The sequence below is a fragment of the Nocardia sp. NPDC055050 genome (assembly GCF_053608345.1).
Genome location: NZ_JBSGVG010000014.1, coordinates 1 through 14,288 on the forward strand (window position 1 = coordinate 1; position 14,288 = coordinate 14,288).

Annotated in this window: 14 protein-coding genes; 2 read left to right on the forward strand and 12 right to left on the reverse strand. The window is 65.4% G+C overall.

Annotation, left to right across the window (positions count from 1 at the left end; translation table 11 throughout):
- Positions 1-41: 41 nt before the first annotated feature.
- From ACWGCN_RS16705 to ACWGCN_RS16760, 12 genes are read right to left on the reverse strand one after another with little or no spacing between them, the layout of a single operon-like run.
- On the reverse strand, positions 42-1,331 hold the full coding sequence (locus ACWGCN_RS16705; protein WP_378989834.1) for a TetR/AcrR family transcriptional regulator: 1,290 nt from the start codon (positions 1,329-1,331) through the stop codon (positions 42-44).
- A 40-nt stretch (positions 1,332-1,371) separates the two neighbouring features.
- Positions 1,372-1,974: a hypothetical protein gene (locus tag ACWGCN_RS16710; RefSeq protein ID WP_452458506.1), complete on the reverse strand. Its 603-nt coding sequence runs from the start codon at positions 1,972-1,974 to the stop codon at positions 1,372-1,374.
- A 15-nt stretch (positions 1,975-1,989) separates the two neighbouring features.
- On the reverse strand, positions 1,990-3,174 hold the full coding sequence (locus ACWGCN_RS16715; protein ID WP_387447299.1) for an MCE family protein: 1,185 nt from the start codon (positions 3,172-3,174) through the stop codon (positions 1,990-1,992).
- Positions 3,171-4,283 carry an MCE family protein gene (locus tag ACWGCN_RS16720; protein ID WP_452458505.1) on the reverse strand — a complete coding sequence of 371 codons (1,113 nt, stop codon included), beginning with the start codon at positions 4,281-4,283 and terminating at the stop codon, positions 3,171-3,173. Before ACWGCN_RS16720 ends, ACWGCN_RS16715 begins: the two co-directional genes overlap by 4 nt.
- Positions 4,280-5,380 (reverse strand): MCE family protein, encoded by a 1,101-nt coding sequence (locus ACWGCN_RS16725; RefSeq protein ID WP_387447300.1) that lies wholly within the window; start codon positions 5,378-5,380, stop codon positions 4,280-4,282. The genes ACWGCN_RS16720 and ACWGCN_RS16725 overlap by 4 nt, the downstream gene beginning before the upstream one ends.
- Complete coding sequence (locus tag ACWGCN_RS16730; protein WP_387447301.1) at positions 5,380-6,393, reverse strand: MlaD family protein; 1,014 nt, start codon at positions 6,391-6,393, stop codon at positions 5,380-5,382. The genes ACWGCN_RS16725 and ACWGCN_RS16730 overlap by 1 nt, the downstream gene beginning before the upstream one ends.
- On the reverse strand, positions 6,390-7,412 hold the full coding sequence (locus tag ACWGCN_RS16735; RefSeq protein WP_378989840.1) for an MCE family protein: 1,023 nt from the start codon (positions 7,410-7,412) through the stop codon (positions 6,390-6,392). Before ACWGCN_RS16735 ends, ACWGCN_RS16730 begins: the two co-directional genes overlap by 4 nt.
- On the reverse strand, positions 7,409-8,842 hold the full coding sequence (locus ACWGCN_RS16740) for an MCE family protein (RefSeq protein WP_452458504.1): 1,434 nt from the start codon (positions 8,840-8,842) through the stop codon (positions 7,409-7,411). The genes ACWGCN_RS16735 and ACWGCN_RS16740 overlap by 4 nt, the downstream gene beginning before the upstream one ends.
- Before the next feature lie 9 nt (positions 8,843-8,851).
- Positions 8,852-9,715 carry an ABC transporter permease gene (locus ACWGCN_RS16745; protein WP_378989842.1) on the reverse strand — a complete coding sequence of 288 codons (864 nt, stop codon included), beginning with the start codon at positions 9,713-9,715 and terminating at the stop codon, positions 8,852-8,854.
- Between the two features lies 1 nt (position 9,716).
- Complete coding sequence (locus tag ACWGCN_RS16750) at positions 9,717-10,568, reverse strand: MlaE family ABC transporter permease (protein WP_378989843.1); 852 nt, start codon at positions 10,566-10,568, stop codon at positions 9,717-9,719.
- Between the two features lie 46 nt (positions 10,569-10,614).
- Entirely contained in the window at positions 10,615-10,800 is a 186-nt protein-coding gene (locus tag ACWGCN_RS16755) for a hypothetical protein (RefSeq protein ID WP_378630924.1), read from the reverse strand.
- Positions 10,800-11,024 (reverse strand): hypothetical protein, encoded by a 225-nt coding sequence (locus tag ACWGCN_RS16760; protein ID WP_452458503.1) that lies wholly within the window; start codon positions 11,022-11,024, stop codon positions 10,800-10,802. Before ACWGCN_RS16760 ends, ACWGCN_RS16755 begins: the two co-directional genes overlap by 1 nt.
- Before the next feature lie 582 nt (positions 11,025-11,606).
- Between ACWGCN_RS16760 and ACWGCN_RS16765 the strand changes: the two genes are divergently transcribed.
- Together ACWGCN_RS16765 and ACWGCN_RS16770 are read left to right on the forward strand one after the other, a co-directional pair.
- Complete coding sequence (locus ACWGCN_RS16765; RefSeq protein WP_452458502.1) at positions 11,607-12,770, forward strand: thiolase family protein; 1,164 nt, start codon at positions 11,607-11,609, stop codon at positions 12,768-12,770.
- 509 nt (positions 12,771-13,279) lie between these two features.
- A complete protein-coding gene (locus ACWGCN_RS16770; RefSeq protein ID WP_452458501.1) occupies positions 13,280-14,278 on the forward strand; it encodes an oxygenase MpaB family protein in 999 nt (332 codons plus the stop codon).
- Positions 14,279-14,288 lie beyond the last annotated feature (10 nt).

The window sequence follows — 14,288 nt, forward strand, 5'->3', positions numbered from 1 at the left end:
GTCGGACGCCCCTGTCGATTGCGGCGCGAGTCGCTCGCTGCCTACCGTGGCAGGGGCTGACCGAGCAGAATGGTCTCCAGCAAACGGATCACCGTCTCCTGCGGACTGATTCCATGGTCACCGAAGGTGCGCCCGAGGTCGACCACGAGGCTGAAGGCCGCGTGCACGAGGATCCGGGCCTCGCCGATGGACAGGTCCGGCCTCGCTTCCACCACCAACTTCGCCCATTCGGTGATGATCAGCTGCTGGAGATGGCGCAGGGTCACCTGATCGGGTTGGTCTACATGGCTGAACTCGGCGTAGTAGACGAAGGTCAGCGCGCGCTCGGCGAACGAGCCGGAGACATAGAGCTCGATCAGTGTGCCGAGTGCTTCGGCCGGAGTGTCCGCGGCGGCTGTCGCGGGCGCGATCGCTCCCGATACCCGGTCGGCGGCACGCCGGAACGCGGCTACCAACAGGTCGCTCTTGCTGCGGTAGTAGCGGTACACCGCCGATGCGGCCGACAGATCCGCGGCGGCGGCGATATCTTCCATGCTGACATTCGGATAGCCGCGCTCGTGGAACAGCTCGACAGCCTTGCCCAGCAGCAGATCATGTTTGAACGGCTGCGGTTGCTCGCCCCTCGAACCGGCAGTCTTCGTGCTGTCGTGTCCGCTGAGATCAGCGTCGATCAACGTCCAGCTGGTCGCATGGAGCAGCCGGGCGAGGGCCTTCACCGGAATGGTGGCGTGGTGGTCGCCGATGCTGCTCGCCACGGCAAAGATCGAGACTGCGCGAACCGCCCGGTCTCGACCGTCCAACTCGGGTCGTACCTCGCCGATCAGCTTGCGCAGCGTGGCGATCGCCGCGGCGAATTGATCGGTGAACTCCTGAAGATCGGCCGGCTCGAGATAGCGGCGCTCCCAGCGAGCCAGCGCCACGGTCGGCCGATTGGCGATGGTCAAGCCGATGATGGCGTCGAGCACATGATCGACGCGCCGGCGCGGCTCCCAGTCGGCGGCCTCGGCGGGCAACTCGACCGCGCCGACAGCGATCCCGGACAATCGCAGAAGTTCCTCCCGGAACAGTGCGTATTTGCTCGGAAAGTGCCGATACAGCGCGGTGGAACTGATGTCGAGGCGCCGTGCGATGTCGTCCATGCTGACACCGTGGTATCCGTGCGCGCCGAAGGCGGCGGCCGATTCTGCCGCGATCTGGGCACGACGATTCTTCGGCCTGCGCCTGACTTGGCGAGTCGGCGCATCCGCGGGGGATTCGTCTGCCTGGCTGCTCGTCGTCTTACCCTTTGTTCCGCGCGGGGACAGTGAGTTCCCGATGATCTTGCCTGTCATGCTATCGCCTGGCGGCGTGAGGTCGATCCGCCGGACCGCGTCATGGGGCGGGAGGCGAGGTCAACGGGGAGTTCACCTTCTCGACGAGCCAGCGGCCGTCGTCATTGTGCAGGTTGAACACCATCGACAGCTGACTCGGCTTGGGCTTGTGCTCGGTACCCAGGCTCGAGATGGTCGTTCCGATCACCACGATCGCCTCAGCGGAGTTCTCGTCGCCGGAGCGCAGCGCGCACTGGGTATCGGTCACCTTCGAGATGACCTCACCCTGGGTGAGGGCGTCGCGCAGCTCGGTGCTGGTGGATTCGAACTGTTTCTTCCAGTCACCCGTCGCGCCCGCGAGGACAGCCTTGAAGTAGGTGTCGAGGCTCTTGCTGTCGTAGTCGGCCAAGGCCGGCGCGTAGTGGCACGCGGCCTCGCGGGCCTGCTGTTGGGCCGCGAGGAGATCGGTGCTGTTCTTGTTCTCCACGAACAGGAACACCGAGGTCGCCACCGAGGCGCCGAGGACGATCGCGGTGGCACCGCGCAGGCCGAGAGTTCTGCGGTCCATCGCCCACCACTTGGCCTCGGTGGCCGTCTTCGCATCGACTGTGTCCGCGAGCCCTTCCGATGGTGCTGTGCTGGTGGATGTTTCGTCGTTGGTCATTGCTTTTCGTGCTCCTTATCTTGGTGCGGGCACCGAGGGCTGGGACAGTTCGTCACCGGTCACACCGGGCGGCGGTCCCGCACCGTTGTCGGGGCCGGCGGGTCGTGGTGCGTTCGCCGACCCACGGACCTGCAGCGCTGGGTTATCGGTGACGCAGTAGTTGTAGAGGCGCACCCTGGTATCGGCGGTGGCCTGTGTCGGCAGGATCGGAACAGTGTCGTAGTCGCAGGTCGGTCGCGGCCACGGATCCACGAGGGTGAAGAAGGCGTTGTCGTGGGCGGGGATCCCGACCGCCTCGGAGAAGCGACTCAAGGTGGGAAACAGCAGCTCGATCGCGGGTTGACGCAATTTGGCCGCCCGGGTGATCGCCACGAAGTTCGTCACCAGGTCCGTGATCGGGTCGTGGGTGCGGGAGATGAAGCCCCCGAGCGTCGCCAGCTGACCCGGCCCCTCTTGGAGCAGATGCCGCAATTCGGCGTCGGCGGCGGAGAACTGCTGGAACAGGGCGCTACCCGCGTTGGTGAGGGTGCCGAGGTCGGGTTGCGCGTGCGCGGTCGTCGCGGCGATGACTTCCAGATTGCGCAGCAGCTGCTCGGTCTGCGGAAGCAGATCGGTGAGCCCCGCCATCGCACGACTGATCCCGGAGATCATGTTGCGCAAGCCGTCCGGTCCGCCCGCGAGCGCTTTGTCGAGTTCGTTGACGATGACATTGAGGCGGTCGGGGTTCAATCCGCCGACCAGGCCCGTCATGTTCGCCAGAACCGACTGCACCTGCACGGGCACGGCGGTGTCCGCCCGGGCGATGACGGAGCCGTCGCGCAGAAAGGGTCCGGTGTCGGTATCGGGGCGGAAATCCAGGTACTGCTCGCCCGCGGCCGACAATCGGGCGACGGCGACTGTGCCGCCGACCGGAATCCGGGTGCCCTCCTCGATCTCGGCTACCGCCGCGACCCCGTCGCCGGCGACCCGCACGTCATCGACCCGGCCGACCCGAACGCCACGGAATGTCACGTCGCTGCCCGCGGTGAGCCCACCCGAGATGGCCAGTTCGACGGTGACAACGTAGCGCGAACTCGTCGGGTCGATCCGTAGCACGGCGCCGCCCAGGTAGAGGCTGCCCAGCACCAGGACGACGACCAGGCCGGCATTGGCTACCGCGATGCGACGGCGAACCAGCCACTCCCACAACGGTGAATTCATCGGGGCCCCTCGTGGGTCGGCTGCTGCGGTGTGCTGGTGAGGCGGCCGGTCACCTTGGCGATCACGTCGGTGATGCTGCCGAGGAACGCCGGCACATCGGTGCCGTCGGGCCAGCGGCTGCCGGCCGGATCGGTGATCGCACCGATATCGAGGTAGGACAGGATCGCTCCGACCGCCAGGGTCGGCCCCTGCATGCTGTCCATCACCGAGGGATAGACGCTGTGGAAGCCCTCGAGCGTGCCGGTCAGGTCATCGCCCATCTGCGCGAACCCGGACATCAGATTCTGGATGCTCTGGAACAGGCTGACGAACTGCGGCCCGTTCGTGGCGCTGAAGTCGCCGAGGGCGTCCATCGTCACGGCCACCCTGTTGATCAGCTCGACGATGGCCTGGTTGTTCTCGGCGAACAGTCCGATCAATTGCGGGAAGCTGTCGGCCGCGGCGCCGAGTTCGGCTTTGCGCCGCGCCAATTCGCCGGTCAGTACCGACAACCCGGCGAGTGTCGCGTCGAGGTCGCCGGTGCGTGCGTTGAGCGCGCTGATGACCGAGGTCATCTCCCCGATCAGGTGCTGCAATTGGGGCGCCTTGCCCGCGAAGATGGAATTGAGCTCGGAGGTGACCTTGGCCGCCTGATTGAGTCCGCCGCCGTTGATCAGCATCGACACCGACATCATCAACTGCTCGACCGAGGCGGCCGATGCGGTGTGCTCGGCGCCGATGGTCGCGCCCGCACGCAGCGGTGGCCCGGCGGCCTCGGCACTGGGCAGGGTCATGGCGACGAAGATGTCACCGAGGGGTGTCGCCTGGCGCAGCTCCACGGTGGTGCCCTGCGGCAGCTGGATGTCGGTGCGGATCAGCATCTCGACATCGGCGAGGAACGCGGTCGTCGAAATTCCGGTGACGACACCGATATCGGTGCCGCCGATCTTGACGTGGGCGCGATCGGGCAGATTGAGCGCGTCGCGGAATGTGGCGTGCAGGGTATAGCCGGGCCCGCCGATGCCCGGTTCGGGCATCGGCAGTTCGGCCACGGTCATCGAGCAGCCGCTGCTCGATGCGGCCACGGCGGCGGCGCAGAAGGCCGCGGCCAACGTGGTGCGCACAGTCATTTCGTCAGTCCCAACAGCGCGGCGGTCAACCCGAAGTCCGGGCCCATATCGGAAATCTTGCCGGTGCGGCAACCGTCCAGCCGCATCTGCACGCGCTCGCAGAACAGCGAGACCACCTCGCTGTCGAGCACGATCTTGTCGAGCAGACCGTGCAGGCGCAGCGCCTGGTGTTCCCGGCTGATCGCATTGTCGAAGTTCTGGAACATCAGCGGACCGACGTCGATGATCTCGGTCAGATTGCGGGCATTGGCCCGCATCTGGGCGGCGATCGCGACGAACTTGGTGAGCGCGCCCGCGAGCTGATCCTGATTCTGGCCGACCACCGAGGAGGTATTGGTGATGAAGTCGTCGAGCTGGGTCAGCACCGCCTGCAGACCGGGGGACTGCTGCCCGAACAACGCGACCAATTCGGTGATGCGACCGCTGAAATCGCGGACGGTCTGATCGTTGTCGGCGACGATCTGGGTGATCTCACCGAGTTCGATGATGGTGTTGGCGATCTGATCCTTGTTGGCGAAAGTCAGCTCGAAGGCCGCCGACAGTTGGTCGAGCGTTTCGCGCAGCCGGTCGCCGTTGCCGTCGAGCAGTGGGAAGAGCACCCGGCTCGCCATGGGCCCGCTCTGGCTGTCGCCCTTGAGCGCCTCGCCCAGCTGATCGAAGTTGGCCAGGATCCGGTCCAGCTCGACCGGTGTCCTGGTGCGCTCCAGCGGAAGATGCGCGCCGTCGGCCAGCTCGGGTCCTGCGCCGGTATAGGCCGGAGCGAGCTCGACATGGCGGTTGGTGATCAGCTGCGGCGACACCAGCGCCGCCATCGCTTCGGCGGGAATGCGCACGTCGCGGTCGACCGACATCACCACCTCGACGTAGCTGCCGCGCGGTGTCACCGAATCGACGACTCCGACCGGCACCCCGAGTACCGAGACCTCGTTGCCCGCATACAGTCCGGCCACGTTCTCGAAGTCGGCGCTGATGCGCTTCTGCTCGCCGAGCACCTGGTTACCCAGTCCGGTCAGGCTGTCGGGCAGCAGGGCGCAGCCCGAGGCGAGGGTCGCGGCCAAGCAGAGCGCCGCCAGCTTGCTCGTGCGTTCGGTCCTCATCAGTTGCACCCCTGTACGGCCTGTGCGAAGCACAGCCAGTTGTCCGGAAGGATCCACGGTGCCCAGATCTCGCCGTAGGGACCGTTGCCGAGCAGATTGTTGAACTGGCGCAACGTGACCGGGGCGTACTCGTAGATCCGGTCCAGGTTCTCCTTGTTCTTGGTCAGGCCGTCGGCCATCGTGTTGAGGTTGGCGATCAGCGGTCCGAGTTCACCGTTGTTCTCGATGCCCATGTCCTGCAGCAGCCTCGACATGTCGGCGACGTTGTCGAGCAGCTGGGTGAGCAGGGTCTGACGCTTCTGCACCGCCGCCCCGATCGCTTCGCCCCTGGTGAGCAGCACCAACACACTGTTGCGGTTGTCCGAGACCAGTTGCGAGACCTGATCCATGCTCTTCAGCAGTGTGTCGACCTCGTCGCGCCTGCTGTTGATCACCTGGGCGAGTGAGCCGATGCTGTCGAGGGCCTGCACCGCCATGGCGGGTGAATCGCCCAGCTGGGCGCTGAACACATCGAGCGCGGTGCGCAGTTTGTTCGGGTCGATCCGTTCGATCCGCTCGAACGAGGAGGTGTACTTCGGGTCCTGGATAACCTTGCTCAAGTTGTACGGCACCTCGGTGCTGTCGAGCCGGATCCGGTTGTCGGGCAGCTCTTTTCCGTCACCGGGCCGCAGCACGATGTGCAGCCTGCCGAGGATGGTCGACATCTTGATCGCCGCGTGGGCGTTGGCGCCGAGGCGGATGTCCTTGCGGATCCGCAGTGCCACCTCCACCCGATCGTTGACCAGTTTCACCGCCTGGACCTCACCGACCTCGATGCCGGAGACATCGACCGTCGCGCCGGGCCGAAGGCCCGCGGCCTGGGCGAACTCGGCGTGCACGGTCTTGTCGCCGAGCTGGACCTGGTTGAGCAGATTCGAACCGCCGAGCAACACCAGCACCGCGAGGGCCGCGATCAGGCCGAGCCGCAGGTGCCGGTTGTGCCGCAGAAATGCTGGAACGCGTGGTTTGATCATCGGCACACTTCCGATTGTGAGGTGCCGCCGACCTGGGAGAACAAGCCCTCGGGCAGGAGAACGCCCCACAGGGAGACGTCGAGGCGGCAGATGTAGGCATTGCCGTAGGTCCCGTATTGGGTGAACCTGGCGACGCCGTTGAGGAAGTCCGGGAATTCGACCGCAGCGCGATCGAGCGCGGCGCCGTTGTAGAGCAGCATCATCACGCCTGTGGTCGCGTTGCGTTGGGCGTCGGCCAAGCCGGGCTTGACCTGCTCGATGAGCGAGACCAATCCGTTCGTCGCTCCCGCCACCCGTTCGACCGAACTCTTCAACGATTCGCCCTCGGTGTAGAGCCCTTCCATCAAACTGCGAGTCTGGGTGATCAGGGTCTCCAGCTCATCGCTGCGGTTGGCCAGACCGGCCATCACCGAGCTGAGATTGCTCAGCACATCGCCGATGATCTGATCGCGTTCACCGAACGTGCTGGCCAACTGGGCGGCCTGGGTGATCAGCGCGGCCAGCGACACCTCGTTGCCTTGCAGTGCCTGAATGAGGGTTTCCGACAGCGAATTGATCTGGTCGGGTTGCAGCACACTGAACAGCGGCTCGAATCCGGACAGCAGCGCCGAGACATCGAACGACGGCTCGGTCCGCTCGAGCGGGATCTGTGAACCGGCGGGGACAACGGTGCCCTCGCCGGTGCCGGGCGCCAGCGCCAGGTAGCGCTGACCGATCAGATTCTGGTATCGCACCAGGGCTTTGGTGGTGTCGGTCAGGTGCTGGCGCGACTCGATCTGGAAGTCGACCTTGGCGATGTAGTTATCGGTGAAGTCGATCTTGTCGATCCGGCCGACCCGCACACCCGCCATCCGGACGTCGTCGCCGATGCGCAATCCGAGGACATCGGTGAAGACCGCCGAGTAGCTCGTCGTATTGCCGGGGACACTGCGTTGCAGGGTCGACCAGATCGTGTAGGTGAGCAACGTCGCCAGTACGGCGAAGAAGCTGAACCCGAGGAGCGCTTTGGTGGATTTCACTGTTGGACACCACCTTCGGTGTCGGGGACGATGGGAATGTTGCCCAGGATCGACCCGAGCAGCAGCAGCTGGCTGAACGTCGGTGTACCGCCGACCAGCGCCGACACCGCGGCGACGCCGCTCAGCCGAGGCTGCGCCGCCGGGGTGGCGGCGGGCGCGGGATCGTGGGATGCGGCGGGCGCGGTGATCCCCGGGATGGCGGGCAGACCCGGAATGGCGGGCAGACCCGGAATCGTCGGCAGGCCGGGCACCGTCGGCACGGTGATGCTCGGCAGCGCGGGAATCGGCAGTACCGGTGCCGGTCCGGCGGACTCGAGCCGCTTCGGCAGCATCTGTGCCGGATACTCCTGCGGCGGTGCGACTTCGGGCACGGACGGTCCGCCGCATCGGGGCCCGGCCATTGCGCCGTAGTGCGGGCAGTCCTTCGCGGTGTATTGCTGGAAGGGTGTGAACGTCACGTCCATGCGCCAGGTCATCTGTTTGCGCGGGCCGAAGTTGAACACCTGCTGCAACCTGCGGAACGACGTGTTGAGGTTGGCCGCCGTCGACTGGAGCGCGCTGGGATCCTTGGCGATGCCACCGAGCAGCTGGTCCAGGCCGGAGACCAATTCCTTGCCCGAATCGGGATTCGCGGCGAACAGGGCGTTGACCGATTCGATGGTGGAATTGCCCTGGGTGAGCAGCTCCACCAACTGGGTGCGGTGCTCGTTGAGCGTGCGCGCAGAGGTCACCGAATCGGCCAGCACGCCGACCAGCTCCGGTGCCGACTGGCTCAGTGCCGTTGCCGCCTGACCGAAATTGCCGAGCAGGTGGCCGATTTCGGGGATCTGGTGGACTGTGGTGAGCCAGGTATCCAGGCGCTCCACCGTGGAACCCGGCACGCGGCTGCTCGGGTCGAGCGCGGCGGACAGGGTGGCCAGCACCCGGCCGAGCTTCTCGGGCTGGATGGTGGCGAGCACATCGCGCAGTGTGTTGAGTGTGGACTGCAGCGCAATCGTGGCGGCGCTGGTGTCCTCGCGGATGGTCGCGCCCTCGCGCAGCCCCTCGGCGGTCCCCCCGTTGTCCACGAGCTGGAGCGAGGAGACGCCGAAGATGTTGTCGGGTACGACGCGCACGGTGACCGTGTTCGGAATCGTCTGCGCGAGGCCCGGTTTCAGCTCCAGCGTGGCGTGCTGGCGTTCGCCCTTGGCGACCATCTCCACCGAGCCGACCGCGCCGACCAGCATGCCGCGGTACTTCACGTCGGCACGCTGGGGTAGCCCGTCGCCGGTGCTGGTGAGGTCGGCGCCGACCACCACCGTGTCCTCGAACTCGCCGTTGTAGCGCAGTGCGAGCAGATACAGAGCGACCGCGAACGCGGTGATCACCGCCAGTCCCGCGAGCGTGAGCTGCAGGGGTTTGGGGCCGCGGCCGCTGAGATCGAGAATCATTCGATCGACCTATCCCGAGATCCGGAATCCGGGGTCGATGCCCCAGATCGCAAGGGTGAGAAACAGATTGGTGAAGACCATGACGACGATGACCATCTTGATGGCCCGGCCCGCCGCGACCCCGACGCCTTCGGGGCCCCCGGAGGCGACAAAGCCGTAGTAGCACTGGATGAACGCCGCGATGAGGACGAACACCACTACTTTGAAGATCGAATAGAACACGTCCCCGCCCAGCAGGAACTGGAAGAAGTAGTGGTCGTAGGTGCCCGCGGTAGTACCGCCCAGGAAGAGCACCGACAGTTTTGTCGCGATGTAGGCGACTGCGAGGCCGAGTGTGTAGAGGGGAATGATGGTGATCGTCGCCGCGATCATCCGGGTGGTCACCAGATAGGGCAGTGGCCGGATCGCGATGGATTCCAGGGCGTCGATCTCCTCGGAGATCCGCATCGAGCCGAGCTGCGCGGTGAATCGGCAGCCGGACTGGATGGCGAAGGCCAGCGTGCCCAGGATCGGCGCGATCTCACGGGTGGTGGCGAAGCCGGAGATGGCCCCGGTCAGCGGTCCCATGGTGAGCAGGTTCAACGCGGTGTAGGACTCGACTCCGACGGTAATGCCGCCGAACGCGCACAGCACGATGACCACGCCGACGGTGCCACCGCCGACGATGAGCGAGCCGTTGCCCCAGCCGACGTCGGCGACCAAGCGGGCTACTTCCTTGCGGTAGTGACGCAGGGTGAACGGGATGGCGATCAGGGCCTGGAAGAACACGATGGCCTGGTGGCCGAGGCGCTGATTGGCTTGGACAGGGATCTTGGCTGTCGCGCTGATCGCGCGGACCGGCCGCAGTGCGGGCGGGACGTACTCGGCGGCCATCTCACACCACCTTCGCGGGGAAGAAGCTGTTGTACAGCTGGGTAACGATGATGTTGGTGGCGAACAGCATCAGGGCGGAGGTGACCACCGCCGAGTTCACCGAGTTCGCGACACCACCGGGACCGCCCTTGGTGTGTAGTCCGATATCGCAGGCGATGATCGCGGTGAGCGCACCGAAGATCGCCGCCTTGAACAGCGCGACCATCAGGTCGTTCGCCACCGCGAACGAGGCGAACGAGCTGATGAACGATCCCGGCGTGCCCTGCTGGGCATAGACATTGAACAAGTAGGCGGTGGCGAAGCCGACGAACACGATGAACCCGCACAGCAGCATGCTCACCAGTACCGCGGCGGCCAGTCGCGGGGCGACCAGCCGGCGCACCGGGTCGACGCCCATCACCTTCATCGCGTCGATCTCCTCCCTGATCGTGCGGGAGCCCAGATCGGCGCAGATGGCCGAGCCGACCGCGCCCGCGATCATCAGGGAGGTGACCAGCGGTGCGCCCTGGCGGATGATGCCGAGTCCGGCGACCGCACCGATGAAGGTGGTGGCGCCGACTTGGTTGACCAGCGCGCCGACCTGGATCGAGACGACCACCGCGACCGGAATCGCGACGAAAACGGTCGGCAACGCCGAGACGTTGGCCATGAAGGCGCACTGTTTGATGAACTCCTGGAACGGAAAGCGCCGTTGCACGAGAGAGAGAAACAACTGCGCGATCGTTGCCCGACCGAGGAGGACCTGCCTGCCGAGAGTCTCGAGCGACTGCTGAGGATGCCGTCGCCAGAGCCCGGTGGCGCTGTCGATGAGCCGTCCGATCTCGGACGGTTCGGTGGCCGGTTGCGGCGTCACGCTGCACCGATCCTTTCTTGCTGCGGGGGATTGTGTTCCCGGCTGCTCAGAGCGAGCTCAGCCAGTGTTCGAGGAGGACGACGAGTGCGCCGACGGCCGCCAGACACAAGGCGATGACGCAGAGCAGCGCGATCCACATGCCTACTCGGAGAACAGGATTGACCTGTGTCCGCCCGCCGAGGATCTTGACGATGATCACGATGATGTCGATGACCCATACCAGCGCCATCATCAGGTCATCGTCACATTCGCGAAGACGAGTACGGGCCAGCACACGATCGATCCGAGGAACGAGACGATCAGGTCGGCCCCATGGAGGTCACGCAGATGACTGGTGTGGGTGAGTGTCCAGACGACCCCGACCAGTCCGTACGGGATGCCGATGATGATGAGCGTGCCGAGAAATTCGGACACCTTCATCTCATAGCTGAGAAACCTGTCCAGCCGTCGCAACATGGTGGTACCGGTGTCCTTCCTCGGGACCTTGGACGACGTCAGGCCTGCCGGCCGCCGTCGTTGGCGGTGCGATGTTGTTGTCGAGCGTTCTTTGGGGGTGGACCCGAAGGGTGATCGCCGTCCCCTGAGTCATGCAAGAAGTGTGGAGGCTTCCAGAGCTCGGGAGGTCGACCACCGAAGATCAAGTTACTACCCATTCTCATCGCTGTGATGAGAATTACCGGTAACATATCTCATAGATTCGGGATTGCCTATAGGGCACCGAATCGAGCGCTGTCGCAGGTTGCGCCCGCGGCATCCTGCTCGCCGGTCGTCTACTGGCGGGTTGGCGCGGGCCCTTGCGAGCGGAGGGGGCATCGCATCGGCATCGGACGCCGCTGAGGGGTGCGTTCCGGTGCCGATGCGACCCGCGCATCATGCCCCCAACTCGTGATGCTGCGGAATGGATAGTAACATATATGTGCTACACAAAGGCTAAATCACTGGCTATATGGCTAGTTATCGATGGCCCATGGTAAGAATGATAGTTAACTTACTTGATTGATGTCGTCGTGTGCTCGGCGACCGTGCAGGAGGTTCAAGATGTCAGCTGTCATCGTCGATGTGGTTCGTACGCCGTCGGGTCGAGGTAAGTCCGGCGGAGGACTGTCGTCGGTGCATCCGGCCACCCTGCTGGCCGGTGTGCTGGCAGAGTTGGTCGCGCGCACCGGGATCGATCCGGCCCTTGTCGACGACGTGATCGGCGGCTGTGTCACCCAGAGCGGTGAACAGGCCAACAACATCAGCAGGACCGCGGTGCTGGCGGCGGGCTTCCCGGAATCGGTGCCTGCCACCACGGTTGACCGACAGTGCGGTTCGAGTCAGCAAGCCGTGCATTTCGCCGCCCAGGGTGTGCTCGCCGGCGCGTACGACGTGGCGATCGCCTGTGGCGTCGAGTCGATGAGCCGCACGCCGATGTTCTCCAACATTCAGGGCAAGGACTCGCTGCGTGGCCCGCTCGCCGCTCGCTATCCGGCCGGTCTGATCGGGCAGGGGATCGCGGCCGAGATCATCGCGGCCCGTTGGAAACTGGACCGCGCGGTCCTCGACGAGTTCGCGGCCCGCTCGCATCGGCTGGCCGCCGCCACCGCGGCATCCGGCGGGTTCGATGCCGAGCTCGTTGCCGCTGGAGAACTCGTCGCCGACGAGACGATACGCACCGGGACGACTGTCGAAGGGTTGGCGGGTCTGCGCCCAGCCTTCACCGATCCCGCTCTCCTGGACCGGTTTCCGGAGATCAACTGGTCGGTGACCGCTGGCAACTCCTCGCCGCTCACCGACGGTGCGTCCGCGGCGCTCATCATGAGCGAGGCGATGGCGGCGAAGCTGGGGTTGACCCCCCGCGCCCGCTTCCACTCCTTCGCCGTTGTCGGCGACGATCCGACGCTCATGCTCACCGCCGTGGTTCCCGCGACGCGCAAGGCGCTCGACCGGGTCTCACTCACCGTGGACGACATCGATGCCTTCGAGGTGAACGAAGCGTTCGCACCAGTCCCGCTCGTGTGGCAACACGAGCTCGGCGCCGACCCGGCCAGGGTCAATCCGCGTGGCGGCGCGATCGCGCTCGGGCACCCGCTCGGCGCTTCCGGGACCCGCTTGCTCGCGACGATGGTCAACCATCTCGAACAGACCGGCGGTCGCTACGGTCTCCAGACCATGTGCGAGGCAGGCGGATTGGCCAACGCTACGATCATCGAACGCCTCTGAGTCTGCGCGGTGAACGCCCCCGCTGGACGCGATGTGCGGTCGGCGGGGGCGTCGAACTGATTGCCGGTACCGCCGCGGTTCGCGAGGTTCCGCGACTCGATGACGGGCGAGCGGTCGGTCGACGGCGTCGTGCGAAGGATGGGGCGCAAGACTCGCGGCAGTGGGGGCAAAGGGCCTGGACGTCCCACGCCGCGAGCCTTGCGCTCCGGAAGCGAACTCCCGGAATGCCACCTATCGGCGGCAGTCGTGTCCACCTGGCGCCGCAGTGCATGCCCGCTCCGTAGCGCTGGTGAATGCGCATCAACTTAGTTATACAAAGCTGCGGTGTCAATCCTTTGTAGGCCCTATTTTGGGTCCGCTTTCCTCTCTGTTCATTCGAGGAATAGTCGGTAACATAATGGGTGTGCTGAGGTATCCTTGGCGCCGAACCGCGTTCGCGAGGTGCGTCGGGCTGCTGTGCATCGCCTCGGCTACTCGGTCGCGCGGCACATCTCTGGGAAAGGATGACGATGAGCACGGCAACCAGGCCTGGCGACCCCGATTACGTCGACCCGCACAGTGATTCCTACGTCGACGAAGGGGCCGGACCCGCGTGGCGTCGGTCGGCCACCCCGGCGGTGGAACCCGCCGCGACGGAGCATGCGCTGACTCTCGACCGGGTTCGCCTCCATATTCCCGACACTCACCGGTCCCCACGCAAACGGCCCGCCCAGCTGGCCGATGCCTTGGACTTCTGGATGTTCGCGGGCGCGGCCGCGAACGTGGCGATGCAGTTCGCACACCAGGGGGTCGCGGCGGGTGTGATGGAGAGTCCGGTCGAATCCGGTGCGCTCATGGTGCATCCGTGGAAACGGCTGCGGACCACCTCCGCCTACCTCGCGGTGGCCGTTCTCGGCACCGACGAGGACAAGTCGGCCATGCGCGAAGCGGTCAATGTCGCGCACCGCCAGGTCAGATCGCGGCCGGATTCGAAGGTGAAGTACAACGCCTTCGACCGGAACCTGCAGATGTATGTGGCCGCGGCGATCTACATCGGCTTCGAGGACACGCACCAACTGCTGTGCGGCAAGATGACCGACGACGAACTCGAGGCGTTCTACCAGGGCGCCGACACCTTCGGCACCACGCTCCAGGTACACCCCGACATGTGGCCCAAGACGCGGGCCGAGTTCGACGAGTACTGGCTCGAGGCGTGCAAGCAGGTGGTGTGCGATGACGAATTCCGCGCCTACATCGACGATCTGCTGCACCTGCGGATGATTCACTGGTCCATCCGGGTGTTGTTCGGCAGCCTCCTGCAATTCCTGACCGCGGGCTTTCTGCCGCAGCATTTCCGCGAGCAGATGGCGATCGAGTGGAGCGCCGCGGATCAGCGCAGATTCGAGCACCTGTTCCAGTTCGTCGGCTTCGTCAACCGCTTCATCCCGAAGTTCATCAGGTTCGCCGGCACCAACGCGATGATGCGCGACGTGCGCAGCCGCATCAAACGGCAGAAGTCGCTCATCTGACCGAACGGAA